The 21,094-nt window shown below is 61.2% G+C and carries 23 protein-coding genes; 11 read left to right on the plus strand and 12 right to left on the minus strand.

From position 1 onward, the window contains the following. Window positions 1–41 precede the first annotated feature (41 nt). The 3 genes from DC522_RS21760 to DC522_RS21770 form a co-directional block, all read right to left on the minus strand. Window positions 42–1,256, minus strand: a complete 1,215-nt coding sequence (locus DC522_RS21760; protein ID WP_116530723.1) for a site-specific integrase — start codon at window positions 1,254–1,256, stop codon at window positions 42–44. Between the two features lie 248 nt (window positions 1,257–1,504). Further along, complete coding sequence (locus DC522_RS34970; protein WP_165820242.1) at window positions 1,505–2,134, minus strand: hypothetical protein; 630 nt, start codon at window positions 2,132–2,134, stop codon at window positions 1,505–1,507. A 224-nt stretch (window positions 2,135–2,358) separates the two neighbouring features. Then, entirely contained in the window at window positions 2,359–2,994 is a 636-nt protein-coding gene (locus tag DC522_RS21770) for an SGNH/GDSL hydrolase family protein (RefSeq protein ID WP_116530724.1), read from the minus strand. 345 nt (window positions 2,995–3,339) lie between these two features. Between DC522_RS21770 and DC522_RS21775 the strand changes: the two genes are divergently transcribed. After that, on the plus strand, window positions 3,340–3,597 hold the full coding sequence (locus DC522_RS21775; RefSeq protein WP_116530725.1) for a hypothetical protein: 258 nt from the start codon (window positions 3,340–3,342) through the stop codon (window positions 3,595–3,597). Window positions 3,598–3,635: 38 nt separating this feature from the next. On the opposite strand, the gene DC522_RS21780 is transcribed toward DC522_RS21775, so the two are convergent. Continuing rightward, on the minus strand, window positions 3,636–3,887 hold the full coding sequence (locus DC522_RS21780) for a hypothetical protein (protein WP_116530726.1): 252 nt from the start codon (window positions 3,885–3,887) through the stop codon (window positions 3,636–3,638). A gap of 83 nt (window positions 3,888–3,970) precedes the next feature. Between DC522_RS21780 and DC522_RS21785 the strand changes: the two genes are divergently transcribed. The 4 genes from DC522_RS21785 to DC522_RS21800 all read left to right on the plus strand — a co-directional run bounded on the left by DC522_RS21785 (window position 3,971) and on the right by DC522_RS21800 (window position 6,638). After that, window positions 3,971–4,345, plus strand: a complete 375-nt coding sequence (locus DC522_RS21785; protein WP_116530727.1) for an SPW repeat protein — start codon at window positions 3,971–3,973, stop codon at window positions 4,343–4,345. A 70-nt stretch (window positions 4,346–4,415) separates the two neighbouring features. Beyond that, window positions 4,416–4,610 (plus strand): hypothetical protein, encoded by a 195-nt coding sequence (locus DC522_RS21790; protein WP_116530728.1) that lies wholly within the window; start codon window positions 4,416–4,418, stop codon window positions 4,608–4,610. A gap of 61 nt (window positions 4,611–4,671) precedes the next feature. Continuing rightward, window positions 4,672–5,793: an FUSC family protein gene (locus DC522_RS21795; protein ID WP_116530729.1), complete on the plus strand. Its 1,122-nt coding sequence runs from the start codon at window positions 4,672–4,674 to the stop codon at window positions 5,791–5,793. Between the two features lie 35 nt (window positions 5,794–5,828). Further along, the gene (locus tag DC522_RS21800; protein ID WP_116530730.1) at window positions 5,829–6,638 is read left to right on the plus strand and encodes an alpha/beta hydrolase; all 810 of its coding nucleotides are present in this window, start codon (window positions 5,829–5,831) and stop codon (window positions 6,636–6,638) included. Window positions 6,639–6,641: 3 nt separating this feature from the next. On the opposite strand, the gene DC522_RS21805 is transcribed toward DC522_RS21800, so the two are convergent. Both DC522_RS21805 and DC522_RS21810 read right to left on the minus strand, forming a co-directional pair. Further along, complete coding sequence (locus DC522_RS21805) at window positions 6,642–8,483, minus strand: adenine deaminase (protein WP_116530751.1); 1,842 nt, start codon at window positions 8,481–8,483, stop codon at window positions 6,642–6,644. A 509-nt stretch (window positions 8,484–8,992) separates the two neighbouring features. Next, entirely contained in the window at window positions 8,993–9,376 is a 384-nt protein-coding gene (locus tag DC522_RS21810) for a response regulator (protein WP_116530731.1), read from the minus strand. Window positions 9,377–9,476: 100 nt separating this feature from the next. On the opposite strand from DC522_RS21810, the gene DC522_RS21815 reads away from it, so the two are divergent. Together DC522_RS21815 and DC522_RS21820 are read left to right on the plus strand one after the other, a co-directional pair. Beyond that, window positions 9,477–9,767, plus strand: coding sequence for a DUF3572 domain-containing protein (locus DC522_RS21815; RefSeq protein ID WP_116530732.1), 291 nt, complete (start codon window positions 9,477–9,479; stop codon window positions 9,765–9,767). Window positions 9,768–9,779: 12 nt separating this feature from the next. Beyond that, a complete protein-coding gene (locus DC522_RS21820) occupies window positions 9,780–11,057 on the plus strand; it encodes a DNA polymerase IV (protein ID WP_116530733.1) in 1,278 nt (425 codons plus the stop codon). Here the strand turns inward: DC522_RS21820 and DC522_RS21825 are convergent. Beyond that, a complete protein-coding gene (locus DC522_RS21825; protein ID WP_165820244.1) occupies window positions 11,048–11,884 on the minus strand; it encodes a cell envelope integrity EipB family protein in 837 nt (278 codons plus the stop codon). The two genes, DC522_RS21820 and DC522_RS21825, sit on opposite strands and share 10 nt — an antisense overlap. A gap of 238 nt (window positions 11,885–12,122) precedes the next feature. Here DC522_RS21825 and DC522_RS21830 point away from each other — a divergent pair, with 238 nt between their 5' ends. From DC522_RS21830 to DC522_RS21840, 3 genes are all read left to right on the plus strand, one after another. After that, window positions 12,123–12,593 carry a RidA family protein gene (locus DC522_RS21830; protein ID WP_047188435.1) on the plus strand — a complete coding sequence of 157 codons (471 nt, stop codon included), beginning with the start codon at window positions 12,123–12,125 and terminating at the stop codon, window positions 12,591–12,593. Further along, window positions 12,590–13,342, plus strand: a complete 753-nt coding sequence (locus DC522_RS21835) for a glycerophosphodiester phosphodiesterase family protein (RefSeq protein WP_116530735.1) — start codon at window positions 12,590–12,592, stop codon at window positions 13,340–13,342. Before DC522_RS21830 ends, DC522_RS21835 begins: the two co-directional genes overlap by 4 nt. Window positions 13,343–13,498: 156 nt before the next feature. Continuing rightward, a complete protein-coding gene (locus DC522_RS21840) occupies window positions 13,499–14,680 on the plus strand; it encodes a GNAT family N-acetyltransferase (protein WP_116530736.1) in 1,182 nt (393 codons plus the stop codon). On the opposite strand, the gene DC522_RS21845 is transcribed toward DC522_RS21840, so the two are convergent. The 5 genes from DC522_RS21845 to DC522_RS21865 form a co-directional block, all read right to left on the minus strand. Next, window positions 14,677–15,252 (minus strand): NADPH-dependent FMN reductase, encoded by a 576-nt coding sequence (locus DC522_RS21845; RefSeq protein ID WP_205769716.1) that lies wholly within the window; start codon window positions 15,250–15,252, stop codon window positions 14,677–14,679. The two genes, DC522_RS21840 and DC522_RS21845, sit on opposite strands and share 4 nt — an antisense overlap. Before the next feature lie 163 nt (window positions 15,253–15,415). After that, window positions 15,416–15,667 (minus strand): hypothetical protein, encoded by a 252-nt coding sequence (locus DC522_RS21850; protein WP_116530738.1) that lies wholly within the window; start codon window positions 15,665–15,667, stop codon window positions 15,416–15,418. Next, on the minus strand, window positions 15,664–18,126 hold the full coding sequence (gene clpA / locus DC522_RS21855) for an ATP-dependent Clp protease ATP-binding subunit ClpA (protein WP_116530739.1): 2,463 nt from the start codon (window positions 18,124–18,126) through the stop codon (window positions 15,664–15,666). Before clpA ends, DC522_RS21850 begins: the two co-directional genes overlap by 4 nt. 29 nt (window positions 18,127–18,155) lie before the next feature. Beyond that, on the minus strand, window positions 18,156–18,548 hold the full coding sequence (gene clpS / locus DC522_RS21860; RefSeq protein WP_116530740.1) for an ATP-dependent Clp protease adapter ClpS: 393 nt from the start codon (window positions 18,546–18,548) through the stop codon (window positions 18,156–18,158). A 270-nt stretch (window positions 18,549–18,818) separates the two neighbouring features. Next, a complete protein-coding gene (locus DC522_RS21865) occupies window positions 18,819–19,154 on the minus strand; it encodes a phasin family protein (RefSeq protein WP_116530741.1) in 336 nt (111 codons plus the stop codon). A gap of 254 nt (window positions 19,155–19,408) precedes the next feature. On the opposite strand from DC522_RS21865, the gene DC522_RS21870 reads away from it, so the two are divergent. After that, window positions 19,409–21,001, plus strand: a complete 1,593-nt coding sequence (locus DC522_RS21870) for a D-alanyl-D-alanine carboxypeptidase (RefSeq protein ID WP_116530742.1) — start codon at window positions 19,409–19,411, stop codon at window positions 20,999–21,001. The last annotated feature ends 93 nt before the right edge of the window (window positions 21,002–21,094 follow it).

Consider the following 21,094-nt stretch of genomic DNA (forward strand, 5'->3'; position numbering starts at 1 on the left):
CTCCTCCTGCTCTGGCGTGAAGTCCGGGACCGACACAGCGATTACGAACCCCGCTGCAGTTGTATGACATTCAGAGAGAGCGTTGTGCTTGTCGTGATCCTCATGATCTCGCCATCGAGCGCCTCCAGAGCCCTCTTCTTCACCGAAAGATAGTGGTGCCTGTCATAAACGCTGCCCGTCACCGTGGCTTTAGTTGTGCTCGCATGGTTCAAGACGCGAGCAATGGTCATCTGATCGATACCAAGGCGTCCGAGGAGGGTCGCCGCCGTCCGCCTCAGGTCGTGCGCCGTGAAGGGAGTTGCGAAGTTGTCTTGGAGCCGCTCACAGGCTTTGGCCAAGTTTTGGGACGTGAGTTCCTTCCCGCGCGGGGTCAATATCAAGGCACCGGTCCGCGCGCCCTGCTCCGCCAAATGCTGGAGAATCTCATGGGCTGCTCCAACCAGCGGCAGTTGGTGCTCCGATTTGTTCTTGGTTCTGGATGGCGGAAGGGTCCAGACGCTGGATTGCAGATCGACCTCCTCCGCCCGGAGGCCAGCACATTCGCCGGGTCTCTGACCTGTGAGGAGGATCAACCGCAGCGTGTCCCGATAGGCAGGAGCAATCTCCTCAGTTGCTGACCAAAACGTGCGAATTTCATCATCGCTGAGGACCCGAGCTTTTGCGACCTCAGCAGCTCGCTTCCGTAAGCCAGCGACCGGATTCGCGGTGACGAGCCCTTCAGACAGGGCCCATGAGAAAACTGATGAAAGCATGTTCTGCACGCGGTTTGCTGCCACGGGTGCCCGTGCATGGACCTTGTCAAGCAGATCGGCGACCTGCGGGCGGGTCACGTCCTCAGCCTTCAGTGGCCCGAGGACGGGGATCACGTCCCGCTTCAGCGTAGCTTCATAATCGCGCCACGACCGGAGCTTGGCCTTCGCATAACGATCAAGGTATCGGTCGACCAAGCCAGCAACGGAAAGAGCCTCCCGCTTTGCCTTGGCGGTCGCAACAGGGTCCTGGCCATCTTGGACAAGCCTCCTGAGGCCAAGAGCCTTCTCCCGCGCCGCCGCCAACGACCAGCTGGGATAGTCCCCAATGGTGTACCGACGCTGCTTGGGGTCGCCTTTGGGCCGGTAGATGAAGCTCCACGATTTTGTGCCTGCAGTGACCCGCAGGCACAGACCGGACACCTTCGCGTCGTACACGATGAGGCGTTGGCCGGGGGCGGCTCGCAAAGAGCGAACCTCAACATCTGTCAGGGAACGGGCAGGCATAATGTGAACTCGCCTTCTGGATCTCGGGTCACACCGGGGTCACAGAATCATGGCACTTGGCGGAACAATGCGCAACAGAGCGAAATCAATTTTCTTTTAAAAACAGTGACTTGGGTCAGCCTGGAACAACGCGGAACTGTTATTCACTTGAGCCAAGATTAAGTAATCTTCCGGGCAGAGTTGCTCAGAAGTGAAAAACCGCCTCCTCACCGGGGGCGGTTTTTGTTTTGGCGAACAGTACTTCGGCTTTAATAGTTCATTCTCCGGATATAGCGGCGCTCGCGGACGGAACCGGTCGTGACCACGTCGCCGCGGCGCACGGTTCGAACCACGCGGGCACGCTCGCCGTCGCGGCGATAGACGGTCCGCACGCGATAACGCGGCTCGCGATACACCACACGGGTGCGATAGGCGGGCTGGCGGTAGACGACACGGGTGCGGTAGACCGGCGCCGGCGCGTAGACCACGCGCGTGGTTACAGGTGCCGCATAGCCATAGTTATAGGGACCATAGCCGTAGCCATAGGCGGGGTAGCTATAGCCATAGCGGTAGCCATACGCCGGATAATTGTACCCGTAGGCCGGATAGCTATACCCATAGCGGTAGCCATACGCCGGATAGCTGTACCCGTAAGCGGGATAGCCATAGCCAGGATAGGCATAGGCTGGAGTCGCAGCTGCCGTGATAAGGCCGCCCAACAGGGCACCACCGACCAGGCCCGCGGCAAGGGCGCCACCACTTCCCCAGCCTCGATGATGGTGATGATGGTAATAGCCGCCACGCCAGCCATCGCCGCGATAGATTCTTTGAGCTTGAGCCGAGCTGATGCTGCCAAAGGTTAGCAAGGCAGCGCTCGTAAGCAGGATCGCCTTCTTCATGATCGACCTCTTCGAAAAAAGGCAAGCACAATTCTTGCAAAACTAATTTCGAAGATGAAGAAAGGTTTCAATTTCAAAGCGATACTTTACTCAAGAAGCTTGAATATTTATCTGTTGTTCATAATGCAGTGAAATAACGCAAACACTCCCAAGCACTTTCCAAGGCAAAGCACATGTTATTGCTTCGCTTCTAGGCGGCTCGCAATTGCGCGCCAGCTAGGCTGTCATTCGGCATAAACCTGCGAGCGTGGGAAGATCGTGTTTCCGGCTACCACCTGTGCGATAGCGGCGGCAATCTTGTCTCCTCCCTTAGCCGAAGGCTCGATGGGGTTGGCATAATCGTCGTACTCGTTGCAGATCAGACGCAGATCGATAAGGGCAAGCCGACGGGAGAAGGCTTCACGGGTGATCACGTCATTGAAGACGGACAAGGCCGCCACCACCCGGCGCTGCTCCTGAGGGTCAGGAAAGCGCGCATCGTAGATGGTGCAGATCGCCGTCGGCAGCCGGAATCCTACGACCAGGTCCAGCATCTTGCGATAGCTGCGCGCAAAGGAATCCCGAACGTCGGCAATCCGGGTCATGACCTCGGCGACGGAGCGGGCGCTCTCGCGCAGGATAGCGCTGTTGCCGAGGGCATCGTTGCCGCCGACGCTCAGGATGAGGTAGCTTGCATCTTCCGGAAGGCGGGCTAGTTGGCGCTCGACCCCTGTGGTGACGGCTCCATCCACGGCATGCATCGTAGCCCGCCAACCATTCGGGAGTTTGGCCCGAACCTGAGCCAGCACATCGGGTTCCCCCCGCTGCACATAGGCGCCGTTATCGAACACACTGTCGCCGAGCAGAACCACGTGGTTCATCAGGCCTTCCTCGTCTGCCGATTCAAGGACGCAATAACATGACCAAAAGGGAGCGGCTTGGCAATAAAGTGACGCTGCCAGGTCTCACGGAGTTTGCAGGAATGCCAAGACCCCGCCCTTGGTCGAAACGCCTCTTCCAGCAGCTCGCTCCCTGATCACTCAGGGTCATCGGCAGCTCCATCGCAACGGCCTCTGCGGCTTTTTCAGGAAGGAAAAACCCTGATGCCACAACTGAAGCCAAGAGGCCGTTGTTCCCGCATTGAAACTGCCTGGCTCTCGTTCAGGAACAGGTTGTCGTAGGCAACGTTGATCCGCGGGGGCTCATCACCTTGGGAGGACGATGGAATGATCGAGACTATCAAAGTATCGCTGCTGACGATGATGCTGATGGCCTGGAGCACCCTTGCCATGGCGCAAACAGCACCGGGCGGGACCCCCGGCACGCCGGGAACCGGCACGTCCTCTCCGACAACAACATCTCCCGGAACCACAGGCGCCGTTGCCGACGACGGGACCAACTGGCTTTGGATCGTGATCGCCGTCGTCGTGGTCGCAGGGTTGCTCTTCTACTTCCTGGGCCGCAGCCGCAGCACGCGGGTCTAGCCTGACAACCTGAAATTCGCTCCCGATCAAGCTGGCGCTCACGCGTCAGCTTGAAAGAACGGGCGGAAGTTCTCCAGCCAAGCGGCAAGCCAATGTTCAAGCGCCGCCTTGGCGGCTTGTTCCGTGGGTCCATAGCCCCACGCATCTTCCTGGAGGGGCGTCGACCAGATCCAGAACCTGTTGCTGCCATCATAGGCAACATGGCCCACCTCGACAGGGCCCACGTAGCCTAAGTGACGGTTGAGCGGCACGCCGGCCACCTTGTCCTGCTGCCACTGAATTCTGCTCATTCCACGCGATCTAGCGCAGGCCTGCTCGGGGAACAGGCCGCGGGTCGCCATGTTGGCGCAAGGGGCCTAGTGAGAGACCAGCCATGCGCTTTCTCCCGACCAGTATTCACGGCGTCATCGACTATCTTTGGGGCCTTGCCCTGTTCGTCTCCCCGTGGGTGCTCGGCTATGCCGATGTCCCGGCGACGAAATGGGTTGCGGTGATCTTCGGTGTCGGCGCCATCCTCTACTCCCTGTTCACGGCCTATGAGCTCGGGGTGTTGCGCATCCTGCCGATGTCCCTGCATCTGATCCTGGACGGCATGGCAGGCGCGTTGCTGGCAGCCTCGCCTTTCCTGCTCGGCTTCTCGGATCGGGTCTTTCTGCCCCATCTTCTCTTCGGCCTGTTCTCTGTCGTCGCGAGCCTCGTCACCCGCATGGAAATGACGTTGGCAACCGGCCGTCGCGAACCGGTATAACTCCCTCCAATTCGCTCTTGCCGGGGCGCTCAACTAGGCGCAGCATCGCTTTCCCACAAGGGAGGCGACCATGTTCGAACAGGCCGTTCAGGTCAGCGAGGCGCACCGCCAAGGTGCCGGCCAGATGCAGGGAACGCTCCGGATGGCGATGAAAGGCTGCCCGGAATGCCGCACGATGCAGATGATCGCATCGCCAGAGCTTGGCACCTGCGCCGATTGCGGCTCCCGCCTGCAGGTACTCGAGAGCGACGCTCGGCTTGCTTGAACCGGAATACGCGTAGCAACGATTGCGAACCACCCTCTATGCTGTGCGTTCGGAGAATCGCATGGCATCGTCAGGGTGGCTCGAACAGGTGACCGGAAGGATTGGAGCGCGGCAGGCGGAGCTGAAGCTCGCCCTGCGCGTGACCATTGCGGGCACACTCGCCTTTGCGATCACAAAAATCTTCAATCTCCCGCAAGGCTATTGGGCAGCGATCACCGCCGTCGTGATCATGCAGGCCAGCGTCGGCGGCTCTCTCAAGGCCGCTGTCGAGCGGTTCATGGGAACGCTTGCAGGCGCGATCTATGGCGGAGCGGTTGCCGCTCTCGTGCCGCACGACTCTCCTTTAAGCCTTGCCGGTGCCATTGCGGCTGCCCTGTTTCCGCTGGCGCTTCTGGCGGCCGTCAAGCCGAGCTTCCGGGTTGCGCCCGTCACGTCGCTCATCATGCTCTTGCCGCCGACAGGACAAGCCATCGGTCCCCTCGCCGCCGCCATCGACCGGGTGGCGGAGATCACATTGGGCAACATCGTGGGCGTCGTCGTGTCTCTGTTCGTGCTGCCGGCACGCGCGCATACCCTGATGGTGGAAGCCGCCGCCAAGGTCGTGTCTCTCAATGCCAACCTGATCGAGGTTCTCGTCGGCGAACTCACCGCAGACCCGAAAGGAAGAAGCGCTCTCCAGACGATCCATCCACAAATCCGCGTGGCGCTTAAAAAAGCGGAAGCCGCGGCGGATGAAGCGGCGCGGGAGCGCAAAAGCCATCTCACCGATGCCGTAGACCCGGAACCCCTCATCCGCACGCTTTACCGTGTGCGCCACGATCTCGTGATGGTCGGCCGCGCCGCCGCCAATCCTCTTCCGGAGCGCGTGCTGGACAAGCTCGGCCCAGCTCTTCTGAGATTGCGGGACGAAACCTGTGCGCTTCTTCTCGGCCTGGCCAAGGCCTTGAGGACCCGTAGGCTGCCTCCGGACGCGACGGCCTTTGAAGAAGCGATCCATACCTTCGTGAGCGAGACGGAAGCCCTGCGTTCCCACGCCCTCTCGCACGATCTGGCCTATGGCAGCTTCGGCCAGGTCTTCGCCCTTGGCTTCGCTTTCGAACAGTTCCGGAAAGACCTGGAGGATCTCATGGCCCGCGCAGAGGAGTTGGCGGCACATCGCTCTAACGAGACGGCCGAGAGTTGATCTTAAGCGCTCTCGATCATCCCAGGTCAAACCGCATGTGGTTGCTCTACCTCCTCCTCGGCATCGCCCTTCTTTATGCAGGCTTGGTATCAGTTGCGGCGCTGTCGCAAACGAAACTGCTGTTCCCCGTCCAGATGGCAGCAGCCAGCAGGCCTGCCCTACCCCACTCCACCGAGCGGCTTGAACTGGCGACACCGGATGGCGAGAGGCTGTTCGGCGTGCGGCTCGGCCCCTCATCCGATGTGAGGCCTCTCATCTTGGGATTCGGCGGCAACGCCTGGAATGCGGAAGCCATGGCGCTTTATCTGCATGGTCTTTTTCCTGAGCACGAGGTGATCGCGTTTCACTACCGCGGCTATCCGCCAAGCACTGGCACGCCCAGCGCAAGGGCCTTGCTCAGCGACTCCCTGACAATCTTCGATCATTGGCAACGAGCCCGATCACGCAAGATTGTGGCGGTTGGTTTCAGCGTCGGCAGCGGCGTGGCGGCTTATCTCGCGCATCATCGCACCCTTGCCGGATTGATCCTGGTCACGCCCTTCGATTCATTAAAGGCTCTAGCCCGGGAGCATTTCGCATGGGCTCCAACGGGTCTGCTTCTGCGCCATCACATGCCAACCATCGACTTTGTCCGTGATCGACCGACACCCACCGCCCTGATCGCAGCCGGGCGCGATACGATTATTCCGGCACGGCGCAGCGAGCCATTGCGAGGCGCGATTTCCAATCTCGTTCTCGACCGCATCATTGCGGAAGCCGGGCACAACGATCTCTACAATCACCCGGCTTTCGCAGCAGCCATACGCGAGGCTATGGCGCTGTTCGAGGATGCCGCGCCTCGATAGCTCTTATCCTTCGTAGAGCGGCACGAGTTCCATCTCTGGCACGAGCACCAGCCCCTTATCGGTAATGCGGATTTCCGGGATCACCGAAAGCGGGATCAGGTTGAAGCCCATATAGGGAATCTTGCAGCCTGCCTTCTCCCACGCGGCCTTCAGCGCCCGCGTCTCCTCCGCCACTTCCGTCACGCGCTTGTCGGAGAGAAGCCCCGCGATCGGCAGCGGCACCATGGCGACGATCTTGCCCTGATCCACCACGCAGACACCGCCTTGTGACTGGATCAATGCATCGAGCGCGACGCGCATGTCGGCCTCGTTGGTGCCCGCAACGATGATATTGTGGGAGTCATGACCCACGCTGCTCGCCACCGCGCCGCTCCTGAGGCCAAAATCCTTCAGAAGCCCATGCGCCACGCCCTTGCCGCCCGTGCGCCCATGGCGCTCGATGACGGTGACAAAGGTGAGATCGTTCTTGGAAAGAAGCGCGTCCCAGCTCTCTTCCTTCTCCAGCCTCACTTTGTCGTGGAACAGCACGATGCCAGGCAGCGCCACGCGGATCACGTTGGCGGTACACGCTTCTTGCGGAAGCTCCGGGATCAACTTCGGGATGCTCGGGATGTGCACCGTACGATAGGCCACATCCGGATAGCGGTAGCGACTGGAGAGCGCCTGATCGAGCATGGGCGTGATCTTCGCGTTCTCGACAACGAGTTCGCCGCCATACCAAGTGTTCCGAACCTTGAGATCATCATCGAGCAGCACCACATCGGCGCGGCGTCCCCCGCCGAGGCCGCCGATCTCGCCTTCCATGGCAAAACGCGTAGCGGGATGGAGCGAGCCCATGCTCCAGGCCTGCTCGCGGCTCATGCCCGCGCGGCGCGCCTCGCGCGTCACCCAATCCATGCCGAACATCATGAGATCGTCTGCATCGCGGTCATCCGTACAGACGCAGATGCGTTTGTGAGACGAACCCAACTCTGTGATGGTCTTGATGGCTTCCGGCAGCGAATGCCACGGCGTCGTCGGCGGCCCGCCGCGCAGAAAGATCCACACGCCCGCATCCAAGAGATCGTCAGCAATGTCGCGGTCAATGGCCTCGTGCGTATCCGTTACGCCGCTTGCCGCATAAGCCGCCACGAATTCGCGCCCATAGATGTGGCCGGAGACTGGCTTGCCGCGTTCGAGCGCTGCCGCGAGGATCGCGTGGCTTCGCTCGTCGCCCATGGTAACGGGGACGAAATCCATCTTCTCTCCGAGCGCTGCCGCCTCCGGCCAACGGTCGAAGATCGCGGCTATCTTTTCGGGCGTGAGATCGCCGCCTGCTGTTTCGAGATCAGGCGATGTCGCGGGCACGGTGCTCGGCACGGTGAGAAAGATGGAGAGCGGGGCGTGACGCGCATCCTCCAGCATCATCTCGATTCCGGCTGCATCCATCACGTTGCCGATCTCGTGACTGTCGCAGAAGATCGTCGTCGTGCCATTGAGGAGCGCCGCCTCCGCATAGGCACAGGCTGTCACCATGCTGCTCTCGATATGGATATGCGGATCGACAAGTCCCGGCGCGATGATGCCACCCTCAGCGTCATAAACCCGCCCCGGCGTCCCATTCACCTGCTTGTAGGCACCGGCGGGCTTCACGGCGGCAATGCGTCCGCCTGCAATCCAAACCTCACGCTCCGGCGTAATGCGCTCGCTATAGGTCGAGAGCACCCGCGCGCCGGTGATCACCAGATCCGCCGGAGCGCGCCCGGAGGCGACATCCGCCAGCCGCCGGGTCATGGTGGAGAGAGGCGCCACGGAGAACCGCGTCAGGGCCGATTTCGGAGGCAGTGAGGGCGTACGTTGATCCATGGTCCGGTCCCCTTTCGCGAAGCCGATGCTCTGCGAGTCATTCCCCAACGGCATCGACTATCTGGATAAATAGTCACGGCCGAGCTTACGCTGCAAGAAAGCCCTGTGACCATTCTCGATTCGTGTACCGGCAATACGCTTGGGCACGAAGGGAGATTAACGGGAAGTTAGAGCCTTCAGAGGATTGCGACAGGGCCGAGGCCCGGCGGCCGGGCAATAAAAAAGCGCCTTGCGGCGCTGCGTTTGGCTATGATGGAGGTGGCCAGCTGAGAGCGGTGTTGAGGAGGCAACGATCCGCCCCCAGCTTGGCCGAGCCCCCGAAGTCCCAGGAGATGCGGCGGACCTGAGCATCCGTAGGGCATTTCTTCCGCCTCGGCGGAATGTTGGCATGAACATATTGAATACATGGGCGGATGCAAGCGCCCATGTGCCTGAAAAGCTGCATTTTCCCAGAAAAGTTAATGGAGCGGCTTTTTTCTTTTAGAAACCGCCCTACCGGAACTTGACATCTATTTGGAAGCCTTATCCGCATCTAGGTATGTTTTCACGGTCGCAATGAACTTGGCCACGGAAATCGGCTTGGACATATAGGCTTCGCAACCGCCCTCGCGGATACGCTCCTCGTCGCCCTTCATCGCGAAGGCCGTAATGGCGATCACGGGAATCGACTTCAGCTCCTCGTCCGCCTTTAGCCAGCGGGTTACCTCCAGGCCCGAGACTTCGGGGAGCTGGATGTCCATGAGGATCAGATCCGGCTTGTGGGCGCGCGCCAGCTCCATGGCCTCGATGCCGTGGCTGGTCTTCAGCGTGGCATAGCCATGGGCCTCGAGGAGATCGTTGAAGAGCTTCATGTTGAGTTCGTTGTCCTCAACAATGAGCACGGTCTTCTTCATTGGCGCTGTCCTGGGGCCAAAGGTAGTATTTCACCGGCCCATTTTGTCTTCGGATGATATAGTTAGGGCATAACCTATTGATGAAGTGCAAATCGACAGCATGAACACTCCCTTAAAGAGGATAAACCGGGACGAGGCCGAGACCATCGCTCTGAGCGCCTTCGCGTTCATCACGAGCGATGAGGAACGTATGGGCCGCTTTCTGGCAGTTTCGGGGCTAAGGCCCGATACGATCCGCTCTGCGGCCTCAGAACCCGGCTTTTTCGCCGGAATTCTCGATTACGTCGCAGCCGATGAGCCTCTTCTGATTGCTCTGGCAAAGGAAATGAACACCAAACCCGAGCACATCATGGCGGCCCATTGGACCCTCTCGCCCTCCGAGTTCGAGTAACACTCTCACGCCATGAGCCGCGCTCCCTTCTGCCGCGATTGCCTCAACCTCGCAGCCTCGCCCCTGGCGGAGCGCTGCGGCGCCTGCGGATCGCCGCGCCTGCTGCGGCATAAGGAGCGCGATACTCTTTCCATCGCCCATGTGGATTGTGATGCCTTCTTCGCGGCGGTGGAGAAGCGGGACGATCCGAGCCTCGCCGACAAGCCGGTGATCATCGGTGGCGGCAAGCGCGGCGTGGTGTCGACCGCCTGCTATGTGGCCCGCACCTATGGCGTGCGTTCAGCCATGCCTATGTTCCAGGCCCTGAAGCTATGCCCTCATGCGGTGGTGATTCCGCCCAATGGCGAGAAATACCGCAAGGCCGGGTACGAAGTGCGGGAGCTGATGCTGGAGCTGACCCCTCTCGTGGAGCCGGTTTCCATCGACGAGGCCTTTCTCGACCTCACGGGAACCGAGCGGCTCCATCACGGCAGCCCGGCGCTGACCCTCGCCCGCTTCGCACACAAGGTGGAGAAGGAGATCGGGATCACGATCTCGGTTGGGCTCTCCTACAACAAGTTCTTGGCCAAGATCGCCTCGGACTTCCAGAAGCCGCGTGGGTTCTCGATCATCGGACGGGAGGAGGCTCCCGGCTTCCTTGCGGACAAACCCGTCGGCATCATTCCCGGCATCGGAGCCTCCGCTCAGGCGAGACTTGCGAAGGTGGGCGTGACGCAGATCGCGCATCTGCGCGACGTTCCCCTGAAGACCCTGTTCGAGGCCCTGGGCAGGGACGCCCAGCGGCTTTCGCGCCTTGCCTGGGGTGAGGATACGCGGCGCGTGACGCCGGAACGGGAGACCAAAAGCATCTCGGCCGAGACCACGTTCGATGCGGATCTCAAATCATTCGATGACCTGGAGCCGATCCTCTGGCGCCTCTCGGAAAAAGTCTCGCGACGCCTGAAGGCGGCAGGGCTTGCAGGGCGCAGCGTGACCCTGAAGCTCAAGGACAGGGATTTTCGTCTGCTCACCCGCACCCGTTCGGGCCTACCAGCTACGCAGCTTGCCGCGCGCTTATTCGAGCCTGCGAGGCAACTCCTGAAAACCTCATGCGACGGCACGGCCTATCGCCTGATCGGGATCGGCGCTGCGGATCTGTGCGATGCAGCCGAGGCGGATAAAGGCGATCTGGCGGATCAGAGTGTGATCAAGCAGGCTCAGATGGAATCCGCCATCGACAAGATCCGTGACAAATTCGGCGCCGCCGCCCTTCAGAAGGGCATCGCGCTGCGCAACAAGCCTCAGCGCTGACAGGTGCTTGTCACGGCAGGTACCTCCAGGCTCTTGAGGTCGCCCTTCAAGGCGAAGTCGCCGTAATCGATCTTCAGAGCGCGGGCGATGCCGTTCTCGTAGAGCTCCAGTGAAATCTTATAGACCGGCTCTCGATCGGCACTGCCCTCTTCGTAATAGCTGATGGTCACGGGCCAGCGCGGCGTCTTCGCCAAGGTTTCCTGACGCGCAGGCTCCTCCAGATTGCCCCCTGGTCCCGGCTCGATCTTGCGGCCGATCAGGCTCAGGGTCTCATAAATCTTCTTGCCATCATCCGAGCCGTCATAGACCCGGACCGAATAGGTGGTTTCTCCCTTCCGGGCCAGTTCGATCAGGCGCTTCATGTGCTCGGTCGGAAAAGTCGGCTGCCCGGCGGCCGCGAAGGTCTCATTGCGGGGCTGCTTGAAGCGGACATCGAGCGAGCCATCGGGCCGCAACTGCGCATCGCCGTCGACGCCATCCCGCACGAGCCCCTGTGTGGTCGATGAACTCTTGAAGCGCATCGATAGGCCATCGCCCGACTCGAAGGTGGTGGTCTGCGTATCGAGGGTGCGGGACCCAGAGTCGCCGCCTTGGAGCACGGTGACCTGGCGATAGTTCAGTGTGTAGCCGTCGCAGGCATCGCCGGCGAATTCCATGGCGATGCGCCCTCTTGCCGACTCGATGCCCTTGGTGCCGCCCGAGCGCAGGAGCGACAGGTCATACACGGCCCTGTGCGGCACAAGGACAACGGGCGTCTTGGCGGCTTCCGCCCAAGCGGGGCTGAACATGGCGAAGGACAGGCCGGTGGCCACGATGAGGGAACGCATGACATCTCCAGGTTTCGCCTTGAGCCGCGGACCCGAAAGTGGAATCCACTCTTGGGATCCATCCGAGGCTCTCTTTTCCAAACGGCGCATTGTCGGGTGGGGAAAGCCGCGTCCCCTTTCTGCACGATGCGCTAGGCGAAGATTAAGAGCACCTTGAGGACAGAGCAATGTTCCAGCTTGCGTCCTAACGCACCATCCGCCACTAATCCCCCACACTGTTACAAGCAGAGGGAACCCCATGAGCGCAGTCGACAAGAAACTTCAGGAGCTGGGCATCACCTTGCCGACTCCCGCAGCCCCCGTTGCCAATTACGTCCCGTTCGTGCGCACGGGCAACCTGGTCATCATCTCAGGCCAGCTCTGCCTCGGCCTGGACGGCAAGCTCGCCGATGCCCACAAGGGCAAGCTCGGTGCAGAGATCTCTCCGGAAGTCGGCCAGCAGGCTGCGCGGCTTTGCGCGATCAATCTGCTCGCTCAGCTCAAAGCGGCTGTCGGCGATCTCGACAACGTCACGCGCTGCGTGCGCCTTGGCGGCTTCATCAACGCCGTGCCCACGTTCGCCGCGCTCGCACCCGTCATGAACGGTGCGTCGGACCTCATGGTCGAGGTGCTCGGTGATGCGGGCCGCCACGCCCGCTCCACCATCGGTGTCGCCGAGTTGCCGCTCGATGCCTGCGTCGAAGTCGAAGGAATGTTCGAAGTCAAATGAGCACCCCCGGCTGGCTCGTCGCGAAGCCCATCGCCCATCGCGGCCTCCATAACAAGGCAAACGGCATCATCGAGAACACCCTCTCGGCTGCGGAAGCCGCCATCGCGCGCGGCTTCTCCATCGAGCTCGATGTTCAGCTGACCGCCGACAACGAAGCCATCGTGTTCCACGATTTCGAGCTGGATCGCCTCACCGGCGAGACCGGCCTCGTCGTGGAGCGCAACCTCTCGACCCTCACGGGGATTGGCATCTCCGGAACCATGGGTGGGGACAAGATCCCTGCGTTCAAGGATTATCTTGCCAGGATTGCCGGGCGCACGCCGCTGGTTATCGAGATCAAGAGCAAGTTCAACGGCGATATGCGTCTGACCAAACGCGTAATCGAGATCCTGAACGATTATAGCGGCCCCTTCGTGGTGAAGTCCTTCGATCCGGACATCGTGGCCTACTTGCGCCAGCATGCGCCGAACATCACGCGCGGCTTCATCGGCGAGTTGGAATACGGGTCGAAATCCGACGGCTTCCTTAGCCCTGAGCAAAAGCATCGGATGGCGAACCTGCTGCATTTCGAAGAGACGCAGCCGCAGTTCCTGTCCTGGCGCGTGAAGGACCTGCCTTGCGCCTCGACCTACCTGAGCCGACTTCTGGGCCACCTGCCCGTCATGACCTGGACCGTGCGCAATCCGGAAGACCGCGCCCGCGCCGAGAAGCATGCGGACCAGATGGTGTTCGAGGGCTTCCTGCCATAGGCATGATTCAGAAAAGTGGGAATCGGTTTTCTGATCAGATCATGCCCACTCGGGATTTCGGCTCTGGTCCGTTTTGGACGGGACTAGAGCCGAACCGTTGCAAGGATCCCGCCAAGTGATTAGCTCTACGCTTGAACGGCGGGATCCTTCCACTCAGTGACATTCCAAGTCAAAATCGCCCAAGGCCTGAAAGCGGTCTCTGCCGCCGCCTGGGATGCCTGCGCCCTGAAAACAGGCTCGGGCGATGACGATCCGTTCAACCCCTTCGCGTCCTATTCCTTCCTGTCCGCGCTGGAGGATTCCGGCTGCGTCGGGCCGAAGACCGGCTGGGCGCCCGTGCATGTGCTGGTCGAGGACGACAGCGGAGCCTTGCTCGGCGCTGCTCCCTGCTATGTGAAGTCTCACTCTCAAGGCGAGTACGTGTTCGACCATTCCTGGGCGGATGCCTATGAGCGAGCGGGCGGGCGCTATTATCCCAAGCTCCAGGTCTCCGTACCCTTCACGCCCGTTACCGGCCCTCGCCTTCTCGTGCCGAATGGGCCGCAAGCCGGGAATGTGCGGGCTCATTTGATCGCAGGCCTGCGGGCGTTACGGGACCAGATCGGAGCCTCCTCGATCCACGCCACCTTCCTCCAACGGGACGATCTCGAGGCGTTCACGGACCACGATTTCCTGCGGCGTGACGACCAGCAGTTTCACTGGTTCAACGAAGGCTACGGCAGTTTCGAGGATTTCTTGAGCGCCCTTGCCTCCCGCAAGCGAAAGGCCATCAAGCGCGAGCGGCGGGATGCGCTTGCGAACGACATCTCCATCGAATGGGTGACAGGATCTGAGATCATCGAGGCCCATTGGGATGCGTTCTTTGCCTTCTACATGGATACGGGTTCGCGCAAATGGGGACGGCCTTATCTCAACCGCCGCTTCTTTTCGCTGATCGGCGAGCGAATGGCCGACCGGGTGCTGCTCGTCATGGCCAAGCGCGGGGGCCGCTATATCGCGGGCGCCATCAACTTCATCGGCGACAAGCGGCTTTATGGGCGCAACTGGGGCTGCATCGAGGATCACCCCTTCCTGCATTTCGAGGTCTGCTATTACCAAGCCATCGAGTTTGCCATCGCACGCGGTCTCGACCGGGTGGAAGCGGGAGCCCAGGGCGAGCATAAGCTCGCGCGGGGCTATCGACCGGTGATCACCTCATCGGCCCATGACATCGCCGACCCGTCGCTGCGCCGGGCGGTGCGGGCCTATCTCGAACAGGAGCGCGCCTACGTCTCCGAGGCCGCCGAGGAACTGGCGGAAGCCACGCCTTTCAAGCACCGGAACGACGACCGGGATTAAGACGATGCCGTCTTTTGCTGCGCTGTGCGGGCGAAAGCGACGAAACCCTTCAGATATGTCCGAAGCTGCTCCTCGATCTTCTGATCTGCGAGCGTGCCGTCCTGATTGAAGACGGTCTGAGCCCGGGAGACCATCAGGCGCCCTCCGGACCAGAGCTCCGCGCCCAAGGTCCGCAGGACCGGGAGCCAAGCATTCTGGGACAGTATGGTGCCAAAGCCGCCGGGCGAGGCGCCTATCACGGCAACCGGCCTGCCACCGAAAACGCGCGGGATATCCGAAGCCGGGCGGGTAAGCCAGTCGATGGCGTTCTTGAACACGCCAGGGATCGAGTTGTTGTATTCCGGCGTCACCAGAAGCAGCCCGTCCGCAGCCGCGATGGCTTCCTTCAGGGCAGCAACCCGCTCCGGAATTCCCTCGGCCGCCTCCACGTCTCCATCGTAAAGCGGAATGCCGCGAATGGTCTCGATGACGAGTTCAGAATCCTCCGGCATCAACCCCGCTGCGCTCCGCAGCAATGCCGAATTGTATGAGGCTTGGCGCAGGCTTCCAGAAAGGCCGATCAGCTTCGTCACGTTGACCTCATTTTCCATCAGAGCTTACCAAAGGTTAGCGCAACCTGCGGGAAAGTGGACTCCGTTTCCTAAGCAGGATGTGGCGCTTGAAAAGGCAGAAGCCGCACCGGCCAGGAAGCCGGTGCGGCTCTTTGGAAAGTCAGGTCCCAGAGATCTGCTCTCGTTAGAGAGCGTCGGTGATGGTCTTGAGACCATCCATCAGGGCCGCCGGAGACGTTCCGAGCGCGGTGAGCCCCACATTCAGCAGCCAATAGCAGCCGAAAATGATGGCGGGCACGAGGATCCAGCCGAGGATTTCCTCGAACCACACCCGCCGGCGCCGACGCAGCTCGCGCTTTTCGCGCCAAGACAGCTTCGGCGGAGGCTCGATGATCCGGGTGGCCTCGATCGGGGCCTCATGCAACTCAGTCGTCATGCTCTAACCAATGGAACCTTGGGAACAGTACGGATACCTCCGCCCCCATTACCACCTGATCCCTTCGGCTTCACGGATTTTTTCGTCTTGGAGGAAGCCGACTTCGCGCGCGGTTTCTTCTTGGCGGCAACCACGACCTTCTCGGGCTTCGGCTTGACCGGGCCTTCGACGTACTCGAAGCCGAGGCTCTGCAGACCGATCTCGTCCGTCTTGACCACGACCTTGACCGCGCCGCCGCTCTTCAGGCGTCCGAACAGCACCTCATCCGCCAGCGGCGTCTTGATGGTGGACTGGATCAGGCGGCCCATCGGGCGGGCGCCCATGGCCTCGTCGTAGCCATGCTCGACCAGCCAGTCGCGGGCCTCGTCGGTGAGCTCGATGGACACGTTGCGGTCCGCGAGCTGCGCGTCGAGCTGCATTACGAACTTGTCGACCACCTTCTGCACCACCTCCTTCGGCAGGTGACCGAAGGAAATGACCGCATCGAGACGGTTGCGGAATTCCGGCGTGAACAGCTTGTTGATCGCCTCGGTGTCCTCGCCCTCACGCTTGGTGCGGGTGAAGCCATAAGCCGGACGGGCCATGTCAGCGGCGCCCGCGTTTGTGGTCATGATGATGATCACGTTGCGGAAATCGACCTGTTTGCCGTTGTGATCCGTCAACTTTCCGTGATCCATGACCTGGAGCAGGATGTTGAACAGATCCGGATGCGCCTTCTCGATCTCGTCGAGCAGGAGCACGCAATGCGGATGCTGGTCGACGCCATCGGTCAGGAGACCGCCCTGGTCGAAGCCCACATAGCCGGGCGGCGCACCGATCAGACGGCTGACCGTGTGGCGCTCCATGTACTCCGACATGTCGAAGCGCAGGAGTTCGACGCCGAGCGAGGCTGCGAGCTGTTTGGCCACCTCCGTCTTGCCGACGCCCGTGGGGCCGGCGAAGAGATAGGAGCCGATGGGCTTTTCCGCATCGCGCAGGCCCGCGCGGGCCAGCTTGATGGCCGAGGACAGGGCCTCGATGGCCTTGTCCTGACCATAGACCACGCGCTTGAGGGTCTCCTGAAGGTGCTCGAGCACCTCCGCATCGTCCTTCGACACGGTCTTGGGCGGGATGCGGGCCATGGTGGCGATGGTGGCCTCGATCTCCTTGATGCCGATGGTCTTCTTGCGACGGCCTTCTGGCAGGAGCATCTGCGATGCGCCGGTCTCGTCGATCACGTCGATCGCTTTATCCGGCAGCTTGCGGTCGTTGATGTAACGGGCGGAGAGCTCCACCGCCGCCTTGATGGCCTCGTTGGTGTACTTGAGCTTGTGGAAATTCTCGAAGTACGGCTTCAGACCCTTCACGATCTCGATGGCATCCGGCAGCGACGGCTCGTTCACGTCGATCTTCTGGAAGCGACGGACGAGAGCGCGATCCTTCTCGAAATACTGGCGGTATTCCTTGTAGGTCGTGGAGCCGATGCAGCGAAGCGTACCCTGGGCGAGCGCGGGCTTCAGGAGGTTCGAGGCGTCCATCGCGCCGCCGGAGGTAGCGCCGGCGCCGATCACCGTGTGGATCTCGTCGATGAACATGATTGCGTTCGGGTGCGACTCGATCTCCTTCATCACCTGCTTCAGGCGCTCCTCGAAGTCACCGCGATAGCGGGTGCCGGCGAGCAGCGTGCCCATGTCGAGGGCAAAGACCGTGGCGCCCTGGAGAACCTCCGGCACCTCGCCCTGTACGATCTTGCGGGCAAGACCTTCCGCGATGGCGGTCTTGCCGACACCGGGATCGCCGACAAGGAGCGGGTTGTTCTTCTGGCGGCGGCAGAGGACCTGGATCGTGCGCTGCACCTCGGCCTCGCGGCCGATCAGCGGGTCGATCTTACCTTCCTTGGCCTTCTTGTTCAGGTTGACGCAGTAAGCCTCGAGCGCATCGCCCTTCTTCTTGCCGCGCGTATCCGCCTCGTCCTGGGTCGGACGCTCGTTGGAGGATTCCTCCTCCGCGCCACGCGGCGAGCGGCTCTCGGTGAGACCCGGACGCTTGGCGATGCCGTGGCTGATGTAGTTCACGGCGTCGTAGCGGGTCATGTCCTGCTCTTGCAGGAAGTAGGCGGCATGGCTCTCGCGCTCGGCGAAGATCGCCACGAGCACGTTGGCGCCGGTCACCTCGTCGCGGCCCGAGGACTGGACATGGATCACCGCGCGCTGGATCACGCGCTGGAAACCGGCCGTCGGCTTGGAATCCTGGCGCCCATCGGCAACTAGGTTGGCGAGCTCGCTGTCAACGTAATCGACCAGGTTCCGGCGAAGGACTTCGAGATCGACATTGCAGGCCCGCATCACGGCGGCCGCATCCTGGTCGTCGATCAGTGCGAGGAGAAGGTGTTCGAGGGTTGCATATTCGTGGCGCCGCTCGCCCGCGAGAGCGAGGGCTCGATGAAGGGCTTGTTCAAGACTGCGAGAAAAGCTCGGCAACGGCTTGTCCTTTATGAGACGGGTCTCGGCTAATTCTTTTCCATCACACATTGCAGAGGGTGCTGGTGCTTACGGGCGAAATCCATCACCTGCGTCACCTTGGTCTCCGCAACCTCGTAGGTAAAAACTCCACACTCCCCGACACCGTTCTGATGCACGTGAAGCATGATCCGGGTCGCATCCTCACGGTTCTTATTGAAGAAACGCTCCAGCACATGCACCACGAACTCCATCGGGGTATAATCGTCGTTCAAAAGAAGAACGCGGTAAAGGTTCGGCCGTTTCGTGCGCGGTTTGACTTTCGTGACGATGGCGGTGTTCGAGCGGCCATCATCGTCGCCGCCAGGGGGCTGTGACCCGCCGGCAGCGGAGAGTGGAGACCGCTTCGTCCGGATCAAACTGTCCTGAGCTAACCGCAGCATGATATTTCGACCGACCCCTTCTTATTGGCCTCTGCCCTGCAGCCTGCCTCTCCGCTCAGACTCCAGCGCTTGAGTCAAATGTATAGTCGCTCCATTCGGTTCGCCAGATCAACCACATGGGTGCTCACATCAGCATTGAGAAGCGCGACATCTTCGTCACTCTCCCGTGAGGTCGACCAAGGCCAAGCCTCGCGAACCCTGAAAAAGCAAAACGCCCGGCATGGCGACCGGGCGTTCCATTCAAAACCGATTAGACAATCCGGCCAGGGTTCAGGCCTTCATGGTCTTGGACAGAAGCCCCTCGAAAGGCTTGAACGTGTCGGTGGCGAGCGCCGTATAGAGCGCGCCCATCTTGCTGGACTGAGCGACGAGGCTCTCGTAAGCGCCCTTGGCATAGGAGGTCTGCACCTCGATTGCCTTCTCGAGGTTCTGAGCGCCGATCAGCTTCTCGATAGTGGCCGAGTTGTGCTCGATCGACTTGCGAGCGAACTCGGCCGATTCATGGGCGATGGCCTGGGCATTGGTGGAAAAGGCGCCCACGGCTTTGATAGCAGCTTCCAGATTTTCCTGGCCAAGCTTTTGCAGGTTTGCAAACGGCTGAAGCATTGTGAACCTCGACAATAACGCGTTTAATGGCACCAAGTGCCGGGAATAGTGACGGAACTTATTATGTGCACCGCACAAAAATTGTCAAGAGTTATTGTGCGGTGCACAATAAGCCATGCCGTTGAGCCAATCCCTGTTAACGCCCCCGTAACCGCATCCTCTTACTGTCAAAGGATGTGTTGCGCCGGCAACAATCTCCTTTTGGAGAACCGGTCGCGGAGGCCTGAGACCAAACTCAACAGGGATTTTTCAGCATGACTTCGGTTTGGGTAGGACGCCGAACTGCTTGGACTTTTATTGGTATTGTCACTTCTGCCGCCATTGCCTTTTCTGCTCCCGCTGAAGCGGCACGCCGCAAGGTGAGTTCCAGGGGCGGCGGCTACAGCCCTCCCACGGCCTCCATCGTCGTGGATGCCAAGACCGGCAAGATCCTCCAGGGCGAAAGCATCGACGAGCCCCGGATTCCTGCCTCCATCACGAAAGTGATGAGCCTCTATCTGCTGTTCGAGCAGCTGGAGCGCGGTCGCATGACCCTGAACACGCCGCTTACCGTCTCGGAATACGCCTCGAGCCAGCCTCCGACCAAGCTCGGCCTGCGCCCCGGCTCGACCATCGAGGTCGAAGACGCCATCAAGGCCATGGTGACGCTCTCCGCCAACGACGTCTCGGTCGTGGTGGCTGAGAACATCGCCGGCTCCGAGGATGCATTCGCGCGCATGATGACGCGCAAGGCCCGGGAACTCGGCATGAACGCCTCAGAGTTCCACAACCCCCACGGCCTGCCGCATTCCCCGCCGAACATCACCACGGCGCGAGACCTCTCGATCCTGGGCCGCGCGATCCAGGACCGTTTCCCGAGATACTTCGCCTATTTCGACACCCGCTCCTTCCAGTTCGGCAAGCGCACGATTCGCGGCCACAACCGGCTTCTGGGCAAGGTTCCCGGCGTGGACGGCATCAAGACCGGCTATACCCGCCTCTCCGGCTTCAACCTCCTGACCTCGGTCAACACCGACACCCGCAGCATCGTCGCAGTCGTTCTGGGCGGCCGCTCCGGCGCATCTCGCGACCAGAAAATGGCAGGCCTGATCGATGCTCACCTGCCGCGTGCCTATGCGGGTGCTCGCATTGCACCGCCGGTCGTCGAGCGCGGCGCCCAGACAATGCAGGTTGCCGAGGCCCCCGAACCGGCCCCTGCTCCCGTGAAGGTGGCCTCCGCGACGCCGCCGGCCTCCGTCGCCCAGGCCGCAGCTACGACGGCTCCCGCGCCCATCCCTGCGCCTGAGCGAAAGCCGCTTGACCTGAACACCCTGCGCCCTGTCGTAGCTTCCGCGGCGGGCGCCAGTTCCACCACGACCCCGTCCTCAAGCTCGTCCATTCGCTGGCAGAAGGGGCAGGAACCGCTGCCGTTGAATGCCCAGGCCTATGCCGCCCTTCAGCCTCAAGCTGCTCCGGCTCAGATCACCGATACGCAAAAGGCTGCCCTTCAGGCGAAGATTGAGGCCAAGACGTCCACTCCTGCTCAGGCCGAAGCGACGAAGGTTGCGTCCCTCAAGGCGGAAGCTCCCAAGGCTCAGGCCCCTGAGGTCAAGAAGACCGTCACTGGCTGGGTAATCCAGCTCGGCGCGACGGACGACGAGGAGAAGGCGAAGGAAATTCTGGACTCCGCCCGCAGCCGCTTCAGCAAGGTGCTCGGGAAGGCTTCTCCCTTCACCGAGAAGGTGACCTCCAGCGGCGGCACCCTGTATCGTGCCCGCTTCTCAGGCTTCCAGGAATCCGGCGATGCCGAGAAGGTCTGCAAGCAGCTGAAGAAAGGCGGCATGAACTGCTTCGCCTCTCGCGGCTGACGAAGTTTTAATCTCTCACTGCTTCAATCAGAAGCGACGGTACGGTGTGTTTTGTACCGTCGCAGTTTCAGAAACCGGATCGCGCGTGGAGTA

The sequence above is a fragment of the Microvirga sp. KLBC 81 genome (assembly GCF_003075415.1).
Lineage (GTDB): Bacteria > Pseudomonadota > Alphaproteobacteria > Rhizobiales > Beijerinckiaceae > Microvirga.

Excerpts from the sequence above, each read along its gene's own strand:
- DC522_RS34970 (WP_165820242.1), bottom strand. The coding sequence starts at position 2,134 with ATGAAGAAGGCGATCCTGCTTACGAGCGCTGCCTTGCTAACCTTTGGC.
- DC522_RS21830 (WP_047188435.1), top strand. The coding sequence starts at position 12,123 with ATGAGCGCAGTCGACAAGAAACTTCAGGAGCTGGGCATCACCTTGCCG.
- DC522_RS21785 (WP_116530727.1), top strand. The coding sequence starts at position 3,971 with ATGCGCTTTCTCCCGACCAGTATTCACGGCGTCATCGACTATCTTTGG.
- clpS (WP_116530740.1), bottom strand. The coding sequence starts at position 18,548 with ATGCTGCGGTTAGCTCAGGACAGTTTGATCCGGACGAAGCGGTCTCCA.
- DC522_RS21780 (WP_116530726.1), bottom strand. The coding sequence starts at position 3,887 with ATGAGCAGAATTCAGTGGCAGCAGGACAAGGTGGCCGGCGTGCCGCTC.
- DC522_RS21770 (WP_116530724.1), bottom strand. The coding sequence starts at position 2,994 with ATGAACCACGTGGTTCTGCTCGGCGACAGTGTGTTCGATAACGGCGCC.
- DC522_RS21790 (WP_116530728.1), top strand. The coding sequence starts at position 4,416 with ATGTTCGAACAGGCCGTTCAGGTCAGCGAGGCGCACCGCCAAGGTGCC.
- DC522_RS21870 (WP_116530742.1), top strand. The coding sequence starts at position 19,409 with ATGACTTCGGTTTGGGTAGGACGCCGAACTGCTTGGACTTTTATTGGT.
- DC522_RS21760 (WP_116530723.1), bottom strand. The coding sequence starts at position 1,256 with ATGCCTGCCCGTTCCCTGACAGATGTTGAGGTTCGCTCTTTGCGAGCC.
- DC522_RS21865 (WP_116530741.1), bottom strand. The coding sequence starts at position 19,154 with ATGCTTCAGCCGTTTGCAAACCTGCAAAAGCTTGGCCAGGAAAATCTG.
- DC522_RS21815 (WP_116530732.1), top strand. The coding sequence starts at position 9,477 with ATGAACACTCCCTTAAAGAGGATAAACCGGGACGAGGCCGAGACCATC.
- DC522_RS21795 (WP_116530729.1), top strand. The coding sequence starts at position 4,672 with ATGGCATCGTCAGGGTGGCTCGAACAGGTGACCGGAAGGATTGGAGCG.
- DC522_RS21820 (WP_116530733.1), top strand. The coding sequence starts at position 9,780 with ATGAGCCGCGCTCCCTTCTGCCGCGATTGCCTCAACCTCGCAGCCTCG.
- DC522_RS21775 (WP_116530725.1), top strand. The coding sequence starts at position 3,340 with ATGATCGAGACTATCAAAGTATCGCTGCTGACGATGATGCTGATGGCC.
- DC522_RS21805 (WP_116530751.1), bottom strand. The coding sequence starts at position 8,483 with ATGGATCAACGTACGCCCTCACTGCCTCCGAAATCGGCCCTGACGCGG.
- DC522_RS21850 (WP_116530738.1), bottom strand. The coding sequence starts at position 15,667 with ATGACGACTGAGTTGCATGAGGCCCCGATCGAGGCCACCCGGATCATC.
- DC522_RS21835 (WP_116530735.1), top strand. The coding sequence starts at position 12,590 with ATGAGCACCCCCGGCTGGCTCGTCGCGAAGCCCATCGCCCATCGCGGC.
- DC522_RS21800 (WP_116530730.1), top strand. The coding sequence starts at position 5,829 with ATGTGGTTGCTCTACCTCCTCCTCGGCATCGCCCTTCTTTATGCAGGC.
- DC522_RS21825 (WP_165820244.1), bottom strand. The coding sequence starts at position 11,884 with ATGCGTTCCCTCATCGTGGCCACCGGCCTGTCCTTCGCCATGTTCAGC.
- DC522_RS21810 (WP_116530731.1), bottom strand. The coding sequence starts at position 9,376 with ATGAAGAAGACCGTGCTCATTGTTGAGGACAACGAACTCAACATGAAG.